The following is a 22,009-nucleotide window of genomic DNA, read 5'->3' as shown; positions in this document are numbered from 1 at the left end:
TCGCCTTCTTTTTAATAAATATCATTTATAATCCGCTACTCGCCTCATTACGACAGCTGCAAGTGCCTCAATAAACTCCGGCTGCACATTTGGCATTTCCGGACGATAATAGGCCGCACCAAGAGAGTCGCAAACCACTTTACATTCATAGTCATTGTCATATAAGACCTCTAAATGATCTGATACAAACCCGACCGGAACATATACAAAAGCTTTGTAACCTTTTTCTTCATATAATTCCCTTGTTAAATCCTGGACATCCGGCCCCAGCCATGGGTCCGGCGTGTTGCCTGCGCTTTGCCAGCCGACTTCATAATGAGTTACTCCTGCATGCTTTGCAATTAAGTCTGCACTTTCCTGCAGCTGATCAGGATATGGGTCACCCAATTGCGTAATTTTTTCCGGCAGGCTGTGAGCTGACACAATTAAAACAGCATGGTCTCTTTGTTCACTTGGCATCTGCTGAAACGTTTCCTTCACTCTATCAACCCAGTATTGAATAAATTTCGGTTCATCATACCAGCTGTCAATGCTGACAATGTTCGGACCGCCTATTTTGGCGGCTTCCTCTATAGCTCTTCCATTATAGGATTGAATGCTGAACGTTGAGAAATGCGGTGCCAGTACAAGACTGACAGCTTCTTCTATCCCATCCTCATGCATCTTTCTTACAGCATCTTCTATAAAAGGTTCAATGTGCTTTAAGCCAAGATACGTATGAAATTCAATCATATCCTGACTGTTATTTAAATATTCTTCAAGCTTTTTTGCCTGTTCCTGCGTGATTTTTGCTAACGGAGAAAGACCTCCAATTGCTTCATAACGGCTTCTGAGATCTTCCAGCATTTCCGGTGAAGGCTTTCTTCCTCTTCTAATATGTGTATAATAACGCTCTATATCAGATTCTTTATACGGAGTTCCATAGGCCATAACAAGCAGGCCCATTTTTCTTTTCATTTTAGTAATCCATCCCTTCAACGTCCCGTTATTTAGACAGTCTCTCAGCTGAGTATTCATGAATAAATGCTGTCAGTTTTTTCAAGGTTTCAGGGTTTACTTCTGGGAATACACCGTGTCCTAGATTAAAGATATAACCCGGTTTCTCCATTCCTTGATCAAGAATTGCTTTTGCCTTTTCTTCAATTACCTCCCAAGGAGCCGATAACACAGCAGGATCTAAATTCCCTTGAATGGTTTTGTTTACCCCGAGCCTTCTAGCTTCACTTATTGGCAGACGCCAGTCCAAACCGACAACGTTCAGCGGAAGATCATTCCATTCAAGTGCTAAATGACTAGCACCTACTCCAAACATAATGAGAGGCACATTTTCTTCACTTAAAGCGGAGAAAATCCGATTCATGACCGGTTTGATATAATAACGATAATCCTCGACATTTAAGGCTCCGACCCATGAATCAAATATTTGTACAGCCTTAACCCCTGCTTTAATCTGTGATTTCACATATGTAATCGTCACTTCGCCAAGCTTATCCATCAAGGCAAACCATGCTTTTGGTTCCGCATACATAAATGCTTTTGTTTTTGTATAATTTTTCGAAGGTCCGCCTTCAATCATATAACTGGCAAGGGTAAATGGCGCACCTGAAAATCCAATTAATGGAACAGATAATTGTTCTTGTGTAAGGATTTTAATTGTATCCAAGACATATGGAACATCTGCTTCAGGGTGAATCTCGCCTAATTTTTCTACATCCGCCAAAGATGTAATCGGATTGGAAATAACCGGTCCGATTCCTGATTTGATTTCAACATCAACACCAATAGCCGGCAGCGGTGTCATAATATCTTTATAAAGGATCGCAGCATCAACCCCATATTGCTCAACAGGCAATCTTGTTACGTAGGCACAAAGCTCAGGCTGATGGGTAATTTCAAATAATGAATATTTCTGTTTTATTTCTCTATATTCCGGCTGTGAACGTCCAGCTTGTCTCATATACCAAACGGGTACATAGTCTGTTCTCTCTCCCCGTGCTGCTTTTAAAAACGTTTCGTTTAGCTGTTTCTCCATTATTAAAATCCCCTTTCAAGACATTTCTATTAATTAGTGTAATATACTAAATGAATAATTACGAATAACATAAGCACATTTATATGACAATTTCAATCATACCTTTTTTCACCTATCGTTGTATAGTTTACCTTATTTATTCTCAAAAAATTGACGTTTTTCCTTAAAGGTTTTTAGTTAAACAGAATGGGAACGTTCCTAGCAGTTCAAGATATAATAAATAATGGAGAAAAATATTTGAGGTGTTTAGGTTGAAGATGTATATAACTAGCGGCACTCTTCCATATTTAAAGAAGTTGATGACTGAACATAAGGATGAACAACTGGTTTTGATGCAAAAAGAGGATCAGTTTCTTCTCATACATCAAACAAATGGAGTTTCTTTTTTTAAAGAGCCTAGAAATTATGAAATTATTGCTGATTTTGGGCATTTTCCTGAATCAGGTTTTGCGGTTTTTCATCATATCCCTGTTACGGATGAAGGGCGCCCATTATTCGAGTATCATTTTAAAAATCAAGCGGCTTTAATAAATAAAGTGCCTGATTTAACAGCAATACGTGTTTTGCGTCCATTAAAATCTGATACGTATCTGATTTTCACTGTCTGGAAATTTGAATCATCCTATCATCTTTGGAAACCGACAGAGTCATTTGAAGAAGTCTATTCAAAATCCGCAGCAGAGAATCCATCAAAGAAACTGCCAAAAGTTTTTCCACGTTCCTCGTTTATTACCAAATATACAATTGTTAATGAAGATGACTAGGACAAATGAAAAACCTTGAATGGCATTTAGCCAATCAAGGTTTTTCATTCGGGTAGCATACGCTTTATATTTTCTCCAGCCATTTAATTGTCAAGACACTGTCGAAAGTCGGATTGTCATATTCCAGAAGGATTTTCTTTTTCGATTTCACCATTGCGATTGCCTCTGAAATAGCGCCATCTCTTTCGATTAAAATTTTGTATTTCCCTATATTTGGGAGTGAGTAATTTGGTAATATCCCATTTTTACAGCAATACTTTGTTTTATAGTAGTCACCTAGCAAACTTTGAATTTCTTGTAATCGACATTCACGTAAATACTTTCGAATAAGCGTTGAACTAATTTTTTGTCCTCGCCACTTTAGCTCCTCAACTACCGTAACGCCAATCTGCGGTGGCACCTGTTGTTGAATCATTTCGGCCTTACCACTCGCTTTTGCACCATATGTATAGTCAAAACCGCAAATAATTTCCTTTGCGCCCAAACCAACAACATATTGCCGTATAAAATCAGCCGCTTTAATTTTCGCTAATTCCTTTGTAAATTCAACAACATAAAATATATCGACACCTAATCGCTCAAGCTTTTCTATTTTTTGCTCAATCGGCTCTAAGTAAGCAACTTCAAAGTCTGGAATTAATACACTTTTCGGATGTGGAGTAAAGGAAAGGACCGCCAATGAAAGCTGATGTGTCAAAGCTTTCTGCTTTGCGGTCTCCACGACTTTTTGATGTCCTAGATGTACACCGTCAAAGTATCCAAGAGCCATGGCAACATCTAGTGCTTCCGCCTGTAAATCGCGTAAATTGGCTTCATTCACGTATATCACTTTCATTTACGATTCCTCCTTGCTTAATTGTTACTATCATAAAATAATCAAAAAAATATTATAATTATCTTTTTTATTGAAATTTCAGATAAAAACAATAAAAATCAATGGTCATTCATACTTGATAATACATCGTTTTTCAGTCCATTAAACTAGCAAAACAATATATCAATAGTGAATAACATTTTTATTGTAAAACTATTTAAATTAACATAGAATATGTTTATTGCAATATTCCGAAAAATTATTTCAGCATTCGTAAATGCCCCTTTTATACGATAAATGTCAAAAGTAATCTTAATCTACTTTCACTTGATAGAGGAGGTGAATAATTAAATTGTAATCATATGTATGCGTTGACAAACATCTTATTGGATTGGGAGCGATACGGAATTAGAAAGCCTATTAAGGGGTTGTTATTATGCGTTGGCTGGTATTAGCAATGATTTTTGCACTATCTGTATTGAATTACGCAGATAAGTCAGTCCTTGGCTAGCTGCAGAACCGATTATGAGTCACCTGCATTTGAATTATGATCAATTTGGTTTGGTAGGCAGCAGTTTCTTTGCATCCTATGCAATCGGTAGTATTGTACTAGGTACTTTAACGTATCGCTTTAATACAAAAAATTTACTAATATTGATTGCGGCTGGTTGGACGGTTTCTTTATTAAGTGCCTATTTTGTTGAAAACTTTATAGGTTTAATCATCATTCGTGTGGTTTTAGGTTTCTTCGAAGGTGGTACGTATGGATTATGTGTCGCACACATTGCAAAATGGTTTTCGAATGAAACACGTGGATCTGCCTACGCAATTATGACATCTGGGACAACCTTCGGTACATATTTAGCTGCCCCTATTCTAGTATTATTAATTGGCTCAGTTGGTTGGCAGCATACATTTGCCGTCTTAGGTCTAGTCAGTTTAGTTTGGGCAGTTGTATTTTGCTTTTTCAAAAGCCATCCAAAAGAACCGATTCAAGAAACGATTTCAGCCCTCCCCTCTACACAGGAGGCTCAATTCAAGGATATCATTAAAATTATGTTGAACCCTTATGTCCTTTCCGTAATGGCCGTAGGATTTGTATCGATGTGGATCAACACCTGGGTTCTTACATGGGCGCCAACATATTTAACGAAAATTGTTGGTCTTGATGCAAAAGTAATGAGTATCGTGTTCGCCTGCATGGGTATTGCAGGGACAATTTTTGCCATCTTCATCGGGAAATATACAGACGTTTTATTCCGCAAAAATAAAAGCCTCATCAAATCCTTCGACAAGGTGTTAACTTTAGTATTAATCATAGGGGCTGTTGCTTACGGTGTAACAACGGTCGTTGAAGCGCCTATTCTATCTGTTACTTTCCTTGCGATTGGCCTAATTATGAATACGTGCCTACTGCCGTTAGGTACGACCATTAAAACATTAATCGTACCGAAAAACTTAATCGGCAGTATTTCAGGCATTTCATTATCGATTACGAGTATGGCAGGGGTTATTGGACCATATATTACAGGTTATTTAATTACATTAGCAGGAGACGATATTCGCTCTGGTTTTAATTCAGGTGTATTAATCGTTGTAGCGTTGTATATCATCAGTGCTGTAATCATATTATTGACACGCAAACGCAAAAATACTTTCACGAAAAGTGAGAAAACGGTTACATTTATACCTATTGAATCAGTAAAATAATCGATAATAAACTGAGAAAAATAACATACCTCTAAAAAAACTCATCGAAGTTGGTACTATCCATTTTCAATGAGTTTTTTATTGCTTGTCCTAATCAAATTGTAATTCTCCTGACAAAATCAGTGCCTGAATGACTAATAAAATATAGGCGGCCGTTGAAGCATTTTTGACCGTCACCTGCAGCAGTTCTTCAATTTGCTTAATACGATACTGAATTCCGCCGATTGATAATGCCAGTTCTTCCATGGTTTCTTTTAAACGCTGCCCATTTAATAAATAGACATAAAGCGTATGCAGCAGTTCCTTTTTGCGCGGATCATCGAAATGATACAATTCCTTTAATGTTTTCTTGGCCATTTCATGCAGCTGCTCTACGCTCATATTTGTAGCGATATCACCTAATATACCTAAATCCTCATAGTCTGTAGTGAGCTGTTTATTGGGGAATCGTAAGGCAATTCGTGCTTCTTTCAACGTTCGATCAAATTGTTTTAAATCTGTAAAAGTACTGCTGATGCCTATTGTATATTTATAATTATTATTTTGCTTCTCCATATGCTGAAAGATTTTATTAAGTTTTTTGATGAAAGCTTGTTTATCGATAATTTGTGAGTTTAATAACGTAATTTCTTCTCCAACCACAGCAAAAATACTAGGAAGCTCCCACTTTTTTATAAGTGCTGACAGTTGGATTAATTGCTCATGTAAGTCTATCATCTCTTTATTCGGCTTTATTCTATCAATTTGAATGACAGCTGTGGAGAATGGCAGCTGAAATTTAAATGGCAAAAACTTAAAATACGATTCAATGTCCTGAATGTTTTGATTATGAATTAATCGTTCTAATATGGTGCTTTTCATACGCCGCTGTTCCTCAAATTGTGCCTCCTCATATAAAATGCATAGGGCAATAACAGTCGATATTCTTTCTAAAAATAAATAATCATTATTATCTATTTCTTGTGGAGGGAAGTAAAAAAATGAGCACCTTGCGTAATTTTTATTATTAATTAATACAGGTGAGACTAATTTTTCATAAGAAGGGCCTGCATAATAGGATGCAGATTGTTTATCTCCTAAATATTTTAGGTTCGATTGGCTGTTTCTAATGGTTTGTAATTGCTCCTCAGTTAATCCGACTTGGCTTAACTGATTTCCGTGGATATCTTCAATCAAAATTGGAATGTTTAATAGATGGTATGCTGTTCGAATAATCTCATCCATCGAATGTTTATCTGTCACCTTTTTTGTGAGTTGGCTATGGAACGTTGATATTTTTTCAAGCATTTGCTTATGATGCAAGAGCGCGTCATACGTCATTTCTAATTCCGACAAAATATTATCATTTTGATACAAGTTGATTAACTCCTCCTGTTCTGGCAACCAATCTTGTTCAAGACGAATTTCGTATTCACAGCAAGAATCCCCCTTCGCGACACACTTTGTTTCAATCGCAATAATTGATTCTCCAAATTCATACGATAATGCCCCACTGGCAAATCCACATAATGTGTGACAAATACATTCCGCTGTATAGCCGTAATTTTTCACATGCAGCTCGGCTTCGAACGACTCTACCCATTTTCCTCGTGTGTTGACACATTCAATTGTACCATCTGGATGCCTCAAAATTTCCCCCGTAAATGTAACATCTTTTACGTGTCCAAGTCTTGAATGCATTTTACCAACTGTCTTTTTCCTCGTTCCATTTTGGAAAATTTTTTTTGCAGATTCTATGCCGAATTCTTTCCCAAAGCGAAACAAGAAACCGTTTGTTTTATACGACCCGATATTTTTAATTAAATTATTTTTTAATGTGAGGAAGGCATTGGCCGACATTAAAATGTTCTTCGTTCCCATTGAATCAATTAAGAGATCACTCACAAACATTTCCCCTTTTTGTCTTAAATATAATTCAGAAAATAATGAATTTCAATAATTTTTAAAGAATTATATGGGTTATTCAATAAAAATTAATATTATATTTCAAAAATCAAGTATGTATACTTTAATCATTATCAAATACAAACAAACAACGGAGGTAAAACTCATGACAATTTTCGAAGGTTTTCATAATAGCTGGGTGCTAGCAAATGGAGTTCGTACACATTATTCATGGGCAGGTACAGAAGGACCAGCAGTCATTTTATTACATGGGGCAGGTCCAGGAGCTTGTGGCGCGGCCGGTTGGCGTTATATGTTACCCGCTTTAGCGGAAGCAGGCTATCGAGCATTTGCACTGGACCAATTATCCATGGGCTTTACCGACACGCGACCACATGCATGGCCTGTTAATGGGCACCAAAGCTTAGTGGATCATGTACACGATTTTATTGAAGCATTATGTTTAGATGAAGTGTACTTAGTTGGTAATTCACAAGGTGCTTATATCGCAGCTAAATATGCCATTGACCATCCGGAAAAAGTAAAAAAAGTTGTCTATATTGGCAGTAACACAATTTATCAAGCCATGCAGGAAGTACCATTAAGAAAATTACGATCGTTTTTAGAGGTTATCGGCTACGATTACACAGAGGAAGCACTTCGTAAGTTTATGACTCGAAATTCGAATGGCGCGGAAGTTCCAGAAGAATTAATCCAATTACGCCATCAAGCTGCAAACCGACCAGGTGTACGAGAAGCAAATAAAGCATTCGATGATTATCTAGAAAAAATGAATAATGATCCAAAGTTATGGGACCGCTACTGTATTAAAGATTCCTTACCAAAGCTAAAAATTCCTGGAATATTCATTTGGGGCAAAAATGATGGGGTTGCACCAATTGAAACAGCTTATAAACTGGAAAAATTACTGTCAAACATCGAGTTTACGTACATTGACAACTGCGGGCATCAATGTCAAACAGATCAACCTGAACTGGTTAATAAACTAGTCATTGACTTTTTTGGACTTAAAATTGAGGAAGCTGCAGCAGTAAAATAATATAAATTCAATTTGGGAGGAATGATTGGATGGAACTACTAGTTGAAAATAAACTACTCTATGATGAAATAATCGAAAAGGCGAAAAGAATTGGTCAGGCGGCAGAGCTTGAAGCATCACAGGCAGATAAAGATGCCACAATTTCAGAAAATATTGCCAACATCATTCGCGATGAACAGATTAATCGTTTAATTCTTCCGAAAGAGTATGGTCACCCACAGCTTGATTGGCATACATTTGTCGATATGGTTAAAACCGTTGGCTACCACAATCTATCCGCAGCGTGGTTAACCTACTTCTTCTCCGTACACAATTCGTGGGTATCCTACCTGCCAAAGCCATTACGTGATGAAGTGGTGAACCAAGGCGGGTTTGTCGCCGATGTTTTCGCTCCTGTAGGGAAGGTAGAAAAGGCTAAGGGCGGCTACTATGTTTCTGGAACGTATAACTTTGTAAGCGGAATCAACTATAGTGACTGGGTTGGCGTTGGGGCTTTTATGAAATTTGATGACTCTGATAAACCTGAACGTGTTGGTATCCTCTTAAAAGTATCAGACTTAGAAATTATTAAAAACTGGGATTCCCTCGGATTACGCGGTTCAGGCAGTAATACACTGATTGTTGACAAGGTTTTTGTGAAGCCTGAAGCGATTCTTCGTTTTAGTAAAATCATCGCATGCAGTCAGCCGCCAGAAAAGGATTTCGATCAAGATTATCTATACTATAACACTCCTTTCTATCCTGGCTTCTATGTAGGCTTTGCGGCAATGGCTGTTGGCGGTGCTGAGCGTGTCTTAGCTGAGTTTGAAAAACATACAGCAGGCCGCGTCCGCTTCTCCGGCGTCGTAGAAAAAGAATCTCCGACCAGTCAACGTGTACTTGCAGAATTAAGCTTAGAAATGGAAGCTGCTCAAGCTCTCTTAAACCGTTACATTTCGATGATGGAAGAAGATAAAGGCGGTCCATATGAAGGGGCAAAATATAAAGCAATTCGTGCTTCTATTATTGATAAGTGTGTCAATATTGGTGTAAAAAGCTTGTTGACGCTTGGCGGGCATTCCTTATTAAAAGGTCATCCTGTAGAAATGTTTACGCGCGATTTACTTGCAATTGGAACACATATTACCTCCTTATACGAAGATGGAATTCATGGTTATGGAAGACATTTATTTGGTATCCAAACAAATATTCAAGGATAATTGATTGCAAGATTCAATCTGACAGTTAACAATCTATAACATTTAGAGGTGTAGTTGATGGAAAAATTTATATACGCGCCTGAAATTGCTAAATTAGGGCATGTTGCATTAGTAACAGAGAACTTAGACAAATCATTATGGTTCTTTAAAGAAATCATCGGTTTAGAGGAAACACGTGAGGTTAATGGTACACATTATTTACGTGCATGGGGTGACTTTGAGCACCATACCCTTTCCATAACAGCCGGAGAAACGTCTTATATCGATCATATTGGCTGGAAAGCAAAACGCCGGGAAGATGTGGCAAATTTTGCCCGTCTATTAGAGGATGCAGGAACAGAGGTACGATGGATTGCTGCTGGTGAAGAAGCAGGTCAAGGCGAAGCCATCCGTTTTGAATTACCAAGTGGACACCGCTTCGAAATTTATTTTGATATGGAAAAACCACAAGCAGAAGAAGGACGTAAATCCGTGCTGAAAAACCAAGTCTATAAAGCATGGGCAAAAGGTGTTTCACCTCGTCGAATCGACCATGTCAATCTGCAAACATCGATGGATAATCACCTAATTGTAACCTATTTACAAGAAACATTAGGCTTTAAATTGCGTGAATATTTAGTAAACTCCGACGATAAACAGGTAGTAGGCTGGATGAGTGTGACCAATTTAGTACACGATGTAGCCATGATGTCAAAACCTTCTGTTGGACCAAACGAAATGCACCATATCGCATTCTGGCAGGATAACGCTCAAGACATTTTACGTACAGCTGATATTTTAAGTGAACAGGAAGTTAGCTTTGTCGGACCTGGTAAACATGGAATTTCTCAAGCAATGTTTATTTATGTGAAAGATCCGGGCAGCGGCCTGCGCGTTGAGATTTTCACAAACAGCTACCTCATCTTTGAGCCAGATTGGGAACCTATTAAATGGACCTACGCGGAATACCAGAAAAACGGCTCTACCTATTGGGGGGATCGTCGACGCGACGACGTAAATATACAAGCAGTAAAAGCGTAGCACAGCGTTCACACAATCAGCATTCCTTTTGATTACTCTCTATCAAAAATGAATGCTGATCGTTATGTGAAGGGACGGATAAAGAAGACTTCCATCAGTGGAAGTCTTACTGACCGTTCATAGAGTAATCATTCTCTTCTTAGCAAGATGATTGAACGAATATTTCAGAAGGGGGTGTTATTCTTGAAAGGCATATTAAAAGTATTCCTGCTTGCTGTCATTGGCGGATATGTATTTAGCTTGTTGCATATACCCATTCCCTGGATGCTTGGTCCTATATTTTCCATTATTACTGCCCAATTTTTCTATAAAGGAGCATTATCATGGTCGCCAAGACTGCAAGATATTGGAATTGTCATTGTAGGAATTGCCATTGGTGAACAATTCAACTTATCTCTTTTTAGAAGCACTGGTATCCTATTACTCTATATGTTTCTTTTAAATATTATCCTTATTGCCAGTTCCATTGCGCTGGCGTTTGTATTAAGTAAATGGTCAAGACTATCGTTAAAATCGATGATTCTAGGGACCATTCCAGGCGGATTAGGTCAAATTCTTTTATTTGCAGAGGAAGAAAAGGATGTCGATCTAGCAGCGATTACCTATTTCCAAATTGTGCGTCTGCTATTAGTCGTTGTGGTCATTCCATTTATTGTTTCAGGCCATATCGTAAGCAAGTCAGCAGCAAATATCCCTATGTCATATAGTCTAATCCTATTATTTTTACTGTCCTGGGGCTTTTCATATGTTGCTAAATGCTTTAAAATGCCAATTGCTTATTTCTTAGCACCTATTATACTGGTCATTGGTTTGCAATTCGCACCATTTGACTTAGCACCTGTCCCGCCTCTTGTCATGAAGGGTGCACAGCTGTTAATTGGTGCTCATATTGGACTCATGTTAAAGCCGCATATGATTAAGCTTCCTTTACGCTATTTAGCAGCAGGTATCTTAAGCTCCGTTGGCTTAATTATCATAACCTACGGCACTAGCCTTATCGTTTCCCATACTTTAGACTTTTCGTTCGCAACAAGCTTTTTAAGTACAGCACCTGGTGGACTTGATCAAATGGTATTACTGGCAGATGCGATTCGTGCAGATATCTCGGTTGTTTCTGTCTTCCAAATATTCAGGCTTTTATTTATTTTTCTGTTTGTTATGCCGGCCTTAAAATATTACTATATGTTTACAGCAAAAAAACGACCGTTAGAATTAGACCAAGACATATTCACAAAAAGTTAGTAGGTTCTTAAATCCAAGAGCGAAGTTACGGACCATTATTCGTTAATATGTAACATAGTGAACATTTTTTGCCAAAATCGCTCTACTAAAATAGAGCGTTTTTGTGCGCTCACCCATTCACCCTATTTCTCATATTCTAACATCAAAAGAATTGAGGTGAGCGATTATGCTTGGAATGGTTGAGTTAACAGCTCTTCATTGGATATATGTTGTTTTTATTGCTCTTATTATCGGTTTTATGATAATGAGAAAAGACACGACGATAGTTTGTATCGTTGGGATCTTCCTCATTGCCATTACTGCCACAGGCGGTATAAGTCATTCCGTCAGCAGTGTTTTTAACAGCTTTATTTACGCAATCACAGAATTACTGTCGACTATTCTTGTCATTTCCATTATCGTTGCTATGAGTCATACCTTAACATCCACAGGAATAAACGATGTCATGATTTCTCCCTTTAGAAAATTGATTCGCAATCCTACACTGGCTTACTGGACGATTGGTATCCTCATGATGATTATCTCTTGGTTTTTCTGGCCGTCACCGGCTGTTGCTTTGCTCGGTGCCGTACTTCTTCCGGTAGCTCTCAGAGCGGGCCTTCCTGCCTTAGGTGTAGCCATGGCAATGAACTTATTTGGCCACGGAATTGCCCTTTCAGGTGATTTTGTTATTCAGGCAGCACCTAAGCTGACAGGAGATGCTGCAGGCATCCCTGTTCAAGAGGTGATATCAGCCAGTATTCCCCTTGTGATTGTGATGGGAGCAGTTACAACGCTCTGCGCCTTTTATTTTCTCAAAAGAGATATCAAATCCGGTAAACTAACCGCCACATCCAATGTCACAGAAGTTCAACCAACCTCCCAACCAACTCTCCTTTCCACTAATCAAAAACGTTTCTTCGCTTTTCTGATTCCAGTTCTTTTCGCCATTGATGTTGCTGCCATGTCCATTCTTGATTTAACAGGAGGTGACGCTACAGCCTTAGTCGGAGGAACGTCTGTCTTTATATTAATTATGATTTCTCTCACAGGTTATAAAGCGAAAGGACTTGAACAAACAACCGATTTTTTAATCAAAGGGTTCCAATTTGGCTTTAAAGTCTTCGGTCCTGTTATTCCGATTGCTGCCTTCTTTTATTTAGGGGATTCTGGTTTCAGCACCATTATCGGCGACTATTTACCAGAATCGTCCCATGGAATTGTCAATGACCTTGGCGTTGCCCTTGCTTCTGTTGTCCCATTAAGCAAGGAAATCGCGGCTGTTACATTAACGGCTGTTGGTGCGATTACAGGCCTTGATGGATCTGGTTTTTCCGGTATTTCGCTAGCTGGATCCATCGCCAATTTATTCGCGACTGCCATCGGATCCGGAGCTGCTACGTTAACTGCACTTGGTCAAATTGCAGCCATTTGGGTCGGCGGAGGTACACTCGTTCCTTGGGCACTTATTCCGGCAGCAGCCATTTGTAATGTTGATCCATTTGAGCTTGCCCGCCGCAACCTCCTGCCGGTTACCATTGGTTTAGTAGTGACAACGATTGTGGCCATTTTTTTAATATAATCACTTTATATATATTTTTTCATAGAATTGTAACCTATTTCAAAACTAAAGGAGAACCGTTGAAAGTTCTCCTTTTTTCATATAACGCGATTTAAACCTGTCAACTTGTCAATCTCTCTTCCCATTGGTTTAAGATACTTTGAAAAATACCCCTTTTCAAATAAAGCTCAATTTCCATACGCGTATCCAACCGCAGCACTGCTTGGAAAGTGGTCTTCGAGCCATCTGGTTTCACGGCCTCCACCCTCACCGTTTGGTACGGACTTAGCGGCTCGTTCAATCCGAGAATTGAATAAGTCTCTAGACCTGTAAGATTCAACGATTCCGCGTTTTTTCCTGGCATAAATTGAAGAGGCACAATCCCCATCATGGCCAGATTACTGCGATGAATTCGTTCAAAGCTTTCGGCAATAACCGCCTTGACACCGAGAAGATAGGTGCCTTTAGCAGCCCAATCCCTTGCACTCCCCATTCCATAATCTTTGCCGGCTAATATGATGAGCGGCGTCTGTTCCTGTTGGTACCTTCTAGATGCAGAATAGACATCCATTTCTTCCCCGCTCGGTACATAGAGAGTATAACCTCCTGTTTTATCAATAAATTTATTTTTTAGCCTTGGATGGGCAAAGGTCCCTCTGACAAGTACCTCATAGTTTCCTCGGCGGGAACCGTAAGAATTAAAATCGGCTAGTTCGACGTCCTGTTCAATAAGGTATTTTCCAGCCGAACTGTCATACGGGATGTGTCCGACAGGTGAAATATGGTCCGTAGTAATCGAATCCCCTACCATTAACAAGACTCTGGCTTGGCGAATATCTCCCGTCTGGTGGTGTTCATTAATCTCCGATTTGAAGAAAGGCGACGCTTTAAAGTACGTGGACCGATCATCCCATCTAAAAATCGGAGCATCCTCATATTCTAGACTCTGCCACCTCTCATCACCATCAAATACATGTTCATAGGCTTCGCGAAATACTTCGGATGTGATTGTGGAATTCACACTGCGGTTAATTTCATCAGAACTCGGCCAAATATCCTTTAAATAGATTTCTTTTCCCAGAGAAGTTCGGCCCAGCGGTTCGCTCTCCATATCTATATCCATCGTTCCTGCGATAGCAAAAGCAATAACCAAAGGAGGAGAGACCAAATAATTTGCTTTAACCAAAGGATGAATGCGGCCTTCAAAATTACGGTTTCCGCTTAAAACGGCGGCAACCGCCAAATCCTGCTCCTGAATGACCTTTTCGACATCTTCATCCAGCTTGCCGCTGTTGCCCACGCATACGGCACATCCGTAACCAGCGAGATAGAAGCCCAGCTTTTCCAGATACGGCAGCAGTCCCGCTTTTTGCAAATACCCTGTAACTGCCTTCGATCCAGGTGCCAAAGAAGTCTGAATGGACTTGGGAATGGTTAGGCCATACTCCACGGCATTTTTGGCCAGAAGTCCTGCACCTATCATATTGACGGGATTTGATGTATTCGTACAGCTTGTAATGGCAGCTATCACGATGGAGCCATCTTTCAATTCGGCGCTCCCGGTATTCATCCCGTTAGATTGGATAGGAGAAAGGGATTTAGGAAACGATTTTCTTACCTCACGAAGCGGCATTCTGTCTTGCGGACGCCTTGGACCCGAAATACTTGCTTCTACTGAATGTAAATCAAATGTTAGAAGGTCGGAATACACCCTTCTATTTTCGCCGGTTTCTGACGTATGAAACAATCCTTGTTCTTTGCAATATTTCTCAACAAGATCAACTTCCTCATCCCGTTTGCCAGTCATTCGCAAAAATGTTAACGTCTCTTCATCAACCGGAAAGAAGCCGCAGGTTGCCCCATATTCTGGAGCCATATTTGCAATTGTCGCCCGATCTGGGAGAGAAAGCCTCTTTAAGCCGGGACCAAAAAATTCTACAAATTTGCCCACAACATTGTGCTTCCTCAGGAGCTGGGTTATCGTTAAGGCAACATCTGTCGCCGTGACCCCATTGTTCAGCTTCCCAGTAATTTCAACCCCCACCACTTCAGGCACTGATATACTAACAGGGATACCCAGCATGGCAGCTTCCGCTTCAATACCGCCAACTCCCCAACCTAGTACGCCTAATGCATTCACCATCGTAGTATGGGAGTCTGTACCGATGATTATTTCCGGATGTGCCGTTCTCACCTGATCCTGATTCGTTAATTGAATGACTTTTGTTAAGCATTCTAAATTGACTTGATGGATGATGCCATTGGCAGGCGGAATGACTCGAAAGCCTTTAAATGATTGCTGCGCCCATTTTAAAAACTCGTATCTTTCCTGATTACGTTCATATTCTAGCTGAAGGTTTTTTGAAAAAGCTGATTCCGATCCAGAATAATCAACTTGAACGGAATGATCGATAACCAAATCAACGGGAATAGCGGGATTCACTTGGCTTGGATCGATTCCTTCCTCCATCATTCTCTGACGAAACGACACCATGTCGACTAATGCAGGAACACCCGATGCATCTTGCATAATGATTCTTGTTGGCAAAAACGGGATTTCAACCGGTTCATTGGAGCGTGTTCTTCTAGCCACTTGGATTAAATCCTGCTCTGTAAGCCCGAGACGGCTTTGATTTCTCATGAGCGATTCAAGAAGAATCTTCATTGTAAAAGGCAAGTCATCCGTATTCACAATGCCTCTTTGTGTTAACGACTGCAAACTGTGGATGCGAACCGATCCATAAGCAGTACTTAAAGTTTGCTGATACAATCGAAATCCTCCATTCTTCCCAAACTATAACTGAACTTTTTGCTGTGCCTTTGGGCTGGCGGATAAATCTGAACACTTGCCTGCTTTTAGTAGGAAACTGTCTACATACTTTGGTAGACTCTGCTGGACATCCTTGGCTGCCTCTAACACTTTATCTAAGGAAACACCCGTATGAATCCCCATTTCCTCAAAGCCGTGAATTAAATCCTCAGAGGCTATATTGCCACTTGCTCCAGGTGCATAAGGGCAGCCTCCCAATCCGCCAGCAGAGCTGTCAAAATGAACAATGCCTTCCTCCCATCCTGCAACAGCATTAGCAAATGCCATGCCTCTTGTATTATGAAGATGAAGGGAGAAAGTGAAGTCTGGAAATCTCTTCATTAATTCACGAACATTGTTTTTAATCTGTATTGGATTTGCCATACCCGTTGTATCTGCAAGTGAAACCTCTTTAATTCCTAAGGAACGATAACGTTCACAGATCATCACAAGACGCTCAACTGGAATTTCACCTTCATAAGGGCAGCCAAAAGCAACAGAAATTGATCCCCCTACCTTCATGCCGCTTTTTTCAGCGAGTTCAACTAACGGTACAAACCTCTGAAATGCCTCTTCTGTCTTACAGTTTGCATTGCTTATGCTATGGGAATCTGAAGCAGACAGCATCAGCTTCACCTTATCTACACCAGCTGCAATGGCTCTCTCCAAACCGCGGACATTCGGAACCAGTGCCCGCAGCTTCACATCTGCCGGACGTTTGATTTTTTTCAATACATCATCTGCATCCTTTAATTGCGGAATCGCTTTTGGATGCACAAAGGAGGTAACCTCGATCTGTTTGTAGCCGCAATCAATTAGTTGATTAATAATTCTGACTTTTTCTTCCGTTGGAATCCATTCACTTACGCCTTGAAAACCGTCCCTTGGACAAACCTCGGTAATTGTAACCTCTTTATTAGCCAAGCTAGAACACTCCTTTTAGATCACTTTTTTCTCTTTTAAACTAGCAATGGTTCCTTCATCCAACTCCAATAGTTTCTTTAGAATTTCTTCATTATGCTCACCTAAATCCGGAGCAATTTGTCTGACGGAACCAGGTGTTTCAGAAAACTTCGGAACAACGCCAGGGATTTTAACTTTTCCAAGTCTTGGATGGTCAACCTCCACAATATTTTCTCTCGCCTTGTACTGGGGATCTTCAAAAATATCTTTGATGCTGTAGATTGGGCTCATCGGAACGCCGCATGCGTCGAGAAGATGCTGAAGTTCATCTTTTGTTTTTGTTTTCACCCAATCGGAGACGATTCCGTTTACTTCATCAAATCGCTTCAACCGGACTGAGTTAGTATGATAGCGTTTATCCGTCAGCATATCTTCCCGGTTCATCGCTTTTGCCAAACGTTCAAAGGTCTTGTCGGAGCTCGTAACTAAAATAATCCAATGTCCGTCCTTTGTTAGGAAATTCCCGGCCGGTGCTGAGTGACCGCTCAATCCTGGTGATCTCTCCTTAATGTTGCCGGTCTGATCATAGTCTGAGATCAAAAATTCCATCATTCTGAACATAGATTCATATAAGCTGACATCTACGTATTGACCTGACCCTTCATCTTGACAATCCCTATGGTACAAGGCTGTAACCGCTGCAAAAGCAACATAAATTCCCGTGACATAATCGGTTAAAGAAAAAGAAGGACTGATTGGCGGACGATCGGGGTATCCGTGCAAAAACGTAAACCCGCTGAAGGCTGTTGCGGGGGTGCCGAAGCCTGCTTTGTGTGAATATGGTCCGGTCTGTCCATAGCCGGTTACCCTGATCATGACCAAATCAGGATTATATTCCTTTAGGTCCTCATAACCGATTCCCCATTTTTCCAATGTACCCGTCCGGAAGTTTTCAATCACCATATCCGACTTGCTAACCAGCTTCCGCAGAATTTCCTTGCCCTCTTCCTGACGCAAATCCAAAGTAATTGATTTCTTGTTCCTAGACATGCCCGGCCATCTTAGTCCTTCCCCTTTATAATAGGGACCTAGATTCCGCAATGGATCGCCGACCTCTGGCATCTCAATTTTTATAACCTCTGCCCCAAAATCACCAAGAAGTGCGGCACCATAGGGGGCAGCAATAACCGTTGACAGATCAAGAATGCGGATACCCTCTAAGGGACCTCTCGATTTAATAGATTTCATGTATGATCACGCCCTTGAATTTATATAATAAGTTGATTTTTCTTCAACAAAAGTATAGGTAAAGGCTATATCCAGGAATGGCTTAAGGAATATAGCCTTTTAAATAGTTAAGATTTGAACCTATTTCTTTTGTTTTAAACAGTGGTAAGCTTTTTTCTTTCTTTGTATAACCATTCCAAATACGTGTAATCATCTGCCGAACGATTCAGCATGATTGTATTGCGAAGAAGTCTTGTAACTGAATCTTCAGCATGCTTGATTTCTCCCCAGGTCCTTGCTCCACGTTGAACCTGTGCTGTTCTTGGAATGCGTTCCTGTTGGTATTCGTCCAATGCCTTGGCTATATTTGAACCGTTCTCCCGGATTTTTTCCGTTAAACAAACGGCATCTTCAAGAGCTTGACAAGCACCTTGTGCCAAATATTGCAGCATGGCATGAGCACTATCGCCCAAAAGCGTCACGCGATTAGTTGACCATTTATCCAACGGTTCGATATCAAACAGCTTTGTGATTAATCCGCTGTCTGCAAACTTGAGAGATTCCTGAATAGTAGAGCAGCTATCAGCAAACATTTGATGGAGCTCCTCCACTGTTCCCCAATCATCAGAGTTCTCACTATATTTGTAGCTTTTGAATACGGCTACTTGGTTAATAACACTCTTATGACGTACCGGATATTGAACCAAATGAATTCCAGGCCCAATCCACGTTAATTTCTCATCCCAATCGATATCAATCGTCATTTCTGACATTGGAACAGTAAAGCGATATGCCACATACTTAGAGATAACTGGATCTGCCTGACTGACTAGTTTACGTGTCATCGAACGGATTCCATCCGCACCGATTACTGTTTCTCCTTTAAGTACAGCACCATTTTCACAACGTAATTCCACATAATCATCGAATTCCTTAATGGACTCCAAGCGATGATTAGTCAAGAAAGAAACATTTTCTAACGATTGACAAGCCTTAAGTAATACACTATGCAGATCCGAACGATGAATAACGATGTATGGATACCCGAAGCTCTCCCGGAATTTATCGCCAAATTGCACGGCAGATAGCTCATTACCGCTCAGTGCGTCCATGAACACATGACGGCGAGGAAACACCGCCTGCTTATAGACTTCATCCAGTACTCCTAAAGCATCAAGCGCCCGCAAGCCATTTGGAGCTACCTGCAATCCGGCGCCCACCTCACCAAACTGTGGTGCCTGCTCAAGCACCGTTACTTTTTTTCCTAATTTTGCAATTCCTAAAGCAGCAGCTAAACCTCCTATGCCGCCGCCAACAACGATGACCTCTTTCACTTCTCCCATTACAACCACCCCATCTATTATTATGATTCTACTAATCTATTGTTATTACATCTGATCGATTAGGCTCAAAAACAGATTTGATCTCCTGATAACCGCCATTTTCTGTATACGCTTCTTCTCGTTCAAAGCCAAATGGCTCCAAAATTGGCAGATCATTCGTAGAGAACAAAAATGCCTCTTCTGTTTCAGATGTATTCACGTGTTCATGCCATGTCCAGGCCGGCAATGCGAAGAAGTCGCCCTCTTCCCAGTCAAATCGAACACCGTTCATTATCGTGTACCCGCTGCCTTTGTGCACATGATAGACTGAGCTATGCACATGGCGATGTGCTTTTCCCTTATATTGAACTGGCAGCTTCTGCATTCTTGCGCCGACTCTTCCATTTGCATCTTTGCCCGTAGAGGGATTGATATATTCTACAGCGAACCCATCGAATGGATCTGGCTTCAATTCACTCTGCCCATCCAGTGCTTGCTTCGTCAAGTCCCATGTATATCGTCCAAGAGGTGCCGGTGAAGGCTTGCGATCGGAAATTGGCCGTACCATACCACCCGCATAACGCTTTGTACCATAATCTACTGGAAATTCAACGGGCTGCTGCTCCTCGGGATACAACTCGAAGAAGGAGCTTGTAAGTGCTGAAGTGAAAGGGATATCTAAACAGTCCATCCATAGCACTGTTTCGTTTCCTTCATTCACATGATCATGCCAGGTCCACTCCGGTGTAATGACGTAATCCCCCGGTTCGAAATGATATTTCACACCGTTTACAATGCCGGATGCACCATGACCTTCCATAATAAACCGAAGTGCAGAGGTCATATGCCTGTGAGATGGAGCGATTTCCCCTGGATTAAGTGCTTGAACGGCAGCATACAAGGTTTGTGTTGCCCCGCCCCATCCGTGTGGCTCTAAATGCTTCATCCCAGGATTAACTAAATACACGGCTCGTCGGTCAATCGAACCCGTACCTACCGCAAGCAGCTCCTTAGCCTTGTCAAGCGCCTCGAGAATCAACTTCTTTTTCCACAAATAAGGAACCGCTCGAGGCTTTGGCTGAGATGAGCTGAACACGGAAGCCCATAAAGGGCCCATATTCTTATCCTTCAGCTCTTGGTGGAACTCCTGCAATTCCGGTGTCCATTGTTTCTTTGCTTTATGTTCCGACATTTACTTCCCCCACTTTCGTCATAACGTATAGTACAATAAAGTCATATAAGTACATGGAGCAAACTCAAATAAAAACGTTCTTATGAAATCAAACAAATGGTATTGTTAAAAGCAAGATATTAAAGCTATTTTTGTGTTTCAATATTCAAATAATTTTATCGTTTTGAAGCATTCTTTCGTTCGTGTCCATATGATAAAAATGCTTTTGATAGATGGTGATGAGTTTATCTAATTTCTGACTATAGTAAATGGTCCTGTGACTATTCAAACCAGTAGCTGCAGCAGATTGGAGCATTTCATTTCTCAAATAGTTGATCCTATCTTCTAATCTATCTTTTTCTGTAAAAGTCTTATGAATTCTCATAGTCACCATTCCATTCTTGTTAACTTTCAATCTATAAAATGAATAATGATTTCATTTTATAATCAATTAAATGCCCGGCTTGTAGTCAACCTGTACAGAAAATTCACCGATTCTTTCGATGTGAATACGTACTGTATCGCCTTTTGTAATAGGAGCCACTCCTTCAGGTGTTCCAGTCGTGATAATATCTCCCGGTAGAAGCGTCATGACACTGGAAGCCGCCTCAAAGAACTTATAGCAATCGTAAATGAGATCACTTGTGTTAGCCGATTGTCTAATTTCATCGTTAACCCATAGATTCATTTGCAGTTGGTTCGGGTTCTCCACTTCGTCCCCTGTCACAATCCATGGTCCGATTGGTGTAAAGGTATCGAAGGATTTGCGCCATGGGCGATCTTCCTTACCACGGACCGTAATGTCCATTAGAGCAAGATATCCGAAGATGTACTTAGACGCGTCCTCTGCCTTGACATCCTTTGCTTCCTTACCAACTACGAAAGCAATTTCCGCTTCATGATCCACTCTTCGGTCTCTGAACGGCAGAAGTACCGTTTGATCTGGCCCGATAATTGAAGAAGGTGATTTGAGGAAAAAGCCGAGACCGTCTACCGTTAAAGCGGTATTCATCTCTTGTTTGTGCAGAATATAATTGATAGGAGCTGCTACGATTTTGCTCGGATTTGGGACAGGGGCACGTAACGCCACATCCGAAACTTGATAAACAGGACAAGACTCTAAACCTGCTTCAATTTTTGGTTTCAAAGCCTCAAAGTCTTCCATTAGCTTAACTAGAGAGGCTTGCGGCTCCTCGTTGTTCCAAGATGTTAGTTCAGTAATATCGATCACACTGCTGCCATCGACAACACCTACGCGATTTTCGTTGAACAATGCAATTTTCATTATGATACTCCTTCCACTTGATTCCCT

At 40.5% G+C, this 22,009-nt stretch carries 17 protein-coding genes and 1 pseudogene; 7 read left to right on the top strand and 11 right to left on the bottom strand.

Translation table 11 applies throughout. The features are described from left to right. Positions 1-21 precede the first annotated feature (21 nt). Positions 22-957: a ferrochelatase gene (gene hemH, locus R4Z09_RS05675; protein ID WP_338451372.1), complete on the bottom strand. Its 936-nt coding sequence runs from the start codon at positions 955-957 to the stop codon at positions 22-24. Positions 958-985: 28 nt separating this feature from the next. Then, complete coding sequence (gene hemE, locus R4Z09_RS05670) at positions 986-2,032, bottom strand: uroporphyrinogen decarboxylase (RefSeq protein WP_338451371.1); 1,047 nt, start codon at positions 2,030-2,032, stop codon at positions 986-988. A gap of 251 nt (positions 2,033-2,283) precedes the next feature. On the opposite strand from hemE, the gene R4Z09_RS05665 reads away from it, so the two are divergent. Continuing rightward, positions 2,284-2,796 (top strand): antibiotic biosynthesis monooxygenase, encoded by a 513-nt coding sequence (locus R4Z09_RS05665; protein WP_338451370.1) that lies wholly within the window; start codon positions 2,284-2,286, stop codon positions 2,794-2,796. 64 nt (positions 2,797-2,860) lie between these two features. On the opposite strand, the gene R4Z09_RS05660 is transcribed toward R4Z09_RS05665, so the two are convergent. Next, entirely contained in the window at positions 2,861-3,631 is a 771-nt protein-coding gene (locus R4Z09_RS05660; protein WP_338451369.1) for an FAD synthetase family protein, read from the bottom strand. Between the two features lie 492 nt (positions 3,632-4,123). On the opposite strand from R4Z09_RS05660, the pseudogene R4Z09_RS05655 reads away from it, so the two are divergent. Beyond that, positions 4,124-5,320: pseudogene (locus tag R4Z09_RS05655) on the top strand (MFS transporter); the annotation flags it as partial. Between the two features lie 90 nt (positions 5,321-5,410). On the opposite strand, the gene R4Z09_RS05650 reads toward R4Z09_RS05655, so the two are convergent. Then, positions 5,411-7,204, bottom strand: a complete 1,794-nt coding sequence (locus R4Z09_RS05650; RefSeq protein WP_338451368.1) for a V4R domain-containing protein — start codon at positions 7,202-7,204, stop codon at positions 5,411-5,413. 166 nt (positions 7,205-7,370) lie between these two features. Between R4Z09_RS05650 and R4Z09_RS05645 the strand changes: the two genes are divergently transcribed. The 5 genes from R4Z09_RS05645 (at position 7,371) to R4Z09_RS05625 (ending at position 13,286) form a co-directional block, all read left to right on the top strand. Next, a complete protein-coding gene (locus tag R4Z09_RS05645) occupies positions 7,371-8,264 on the top strand; it encodes an alpha/beta hydrolase (protein ID WP_338451367.1) in 894 nt (297 codons plus the stop codon). A 29-nt stretch (positions 8,265-8,293) separates the two neighbouring features. After that, complete coding sequence (locus R4Z09_RS05640) at positions 8,294-9,463, top strand: acyl-CoA dehydrogenase family protein (protein WP_338451366.1); 1,170 nt, start codon at positions 8,294-8,296, stop codon at positions 9,461-9,463. A gap of 57 nt (positions 9,464-9,520) precedes the next feature. Beyond that, on the top strand, positions 9,521-10,483 hold the full coding sequence (locus R4Z09_RS05635; RefSeq protein ID WP_338451365.1) for a VOC family protein: 963 nt from the start codon (positions 9,521-9,523) through the stop codon (positions 10,481-10,483). Positions 10,484-10,666: 183 nt separating this feature from the next. Further along, on the top strand, positions 10,667-11,725 hold the full coding sequence (locus R4Z09_RS05630; protein WP_338451364.1) for an AbrB family transcriptional regulator: 1,059 nt from the start codon (positions 10,667-10,669) through the stop codon (positions 11,723-11,725). A gap of 166 nt (positions 11,726-11,891) precedes the next feature. Further along, positions 11,892-13,286 (top strand): hypothetical protein, encoded by a 1,395-nt coding sequence (locus R4Z09_RS05625; protein ID WP_338451363.1) that lies wholly within the window; start codon positions 11,892-11,894, stop codon positions 13,284-13,286. A 100-nt stretch (positions 13,287-13,386) separates the two neighbouring features. Here R4Z09_RS05625 and acnA read toward each other — a convergent pair whose 3' ends face one another. The 7 genes from acnA to R4Z09_RS05590 form a co-directional block, all read right to left on the bottom strand. Next, positions 13,387-16,035 (bottom strand): aconitate hydratase AcnA, encoded by a 2,649-nt coding sequence (gene acnA / locus R4Z09_RS05620; RefSeq protein ID WP_338451362.1) that lies wholly within the window; start codon positions 16,033-16,035, stop codon positions 13,387-13,389. 24 nt (positions 16,036-16,059) lie between these two features. Then, positions 16,060-16,998, bottom strand: coding sequence for a hydroxymethylglutaryl-CoA lyase (locus R4Z09_RS05615; protein WP_338451361.1), 939 nt, complete (start codon positions 16,996-16,998; stop codon positions 16,060-16,062). Positions 16,999-17,013: 15 nt separating this feature from the next. After that, entirely contained in the window at positions 17,014-18,225 is a 1,212-nt protein-coding gene (locus R4Z09_RS05610) for a CoA transferase (RefSeq protein ID WP_338451360.1), read from the bottom strand. A 134-nt stretch (positions 18,226-18,359) separates the two neighbouring features. Then, positions 18,360-19,547 carry an FAD-dependent monooxygenase gene (locus R4Z09_RS05605; RefSeq protein ID WP_338451359.1) on the bottom strand — a complete coding sequence of 396 codons (1,188 nt, stop codon included), beginning with the start codon at positions 19,545-19,547 and terminating at the stop codon, positions 18,360-18,362. Positions 19,548-19,578: 31 nt separating this feature from the next. After that, a complete protein-coding gene (locus R4Z09_RS05600) occupies positions 19,579-20,718 on the bottom strand; it encodes a cupin domain-containing protein (RefSeq protein WP_338451358.1) in 1,140 nt (379 codons plus the stop codon). Between the two features lie 145 nt (positions 20,719-20,863). Then, positions 20,864-21,082, bottom strand: a complete 219-nt coding sequence (locus tag R4Z09_RS05595) for an aspartyl-phosphate phosphatase Spo0E family protein (protein ID WP_338451357.1) — start codon at positions 21,080-21,082, stop codon at positions 20,864-20,866. A 66-nt stretch (positions 21,083-21,148) separates the two neighbouring features. Beyond that, on the bottom strand, positions 21,149-21,982 hold the full coding sequence (locus R4Z09_RS05590; RefSeq protein ID WP_338451356.1) for a fumarylacetoacetate hydrolase family protein: 834 nt from the start codon (positions 21,980-21,982) through the stop codon (positions 21,149-21,151). Between the last annotated feature and the right edge of the window lie 27 nt (positions 21,983-22,009).

It is taken from the genome of Niallia oryzisoli (genome assembly GCF_036670025.1).
GTDB classification, from domain to species: Bacteria; Bacillota; Bacilli; order Bacillales; family Cytobacillaceae; genus Bacillus_BD; species Bacillus_BD oryzisoli.
The sequence above is the reverse complement of the archived record's forward strand: the minus strand, read 5'-3'. Positions and strand labels throughout refer to the sequence as shown.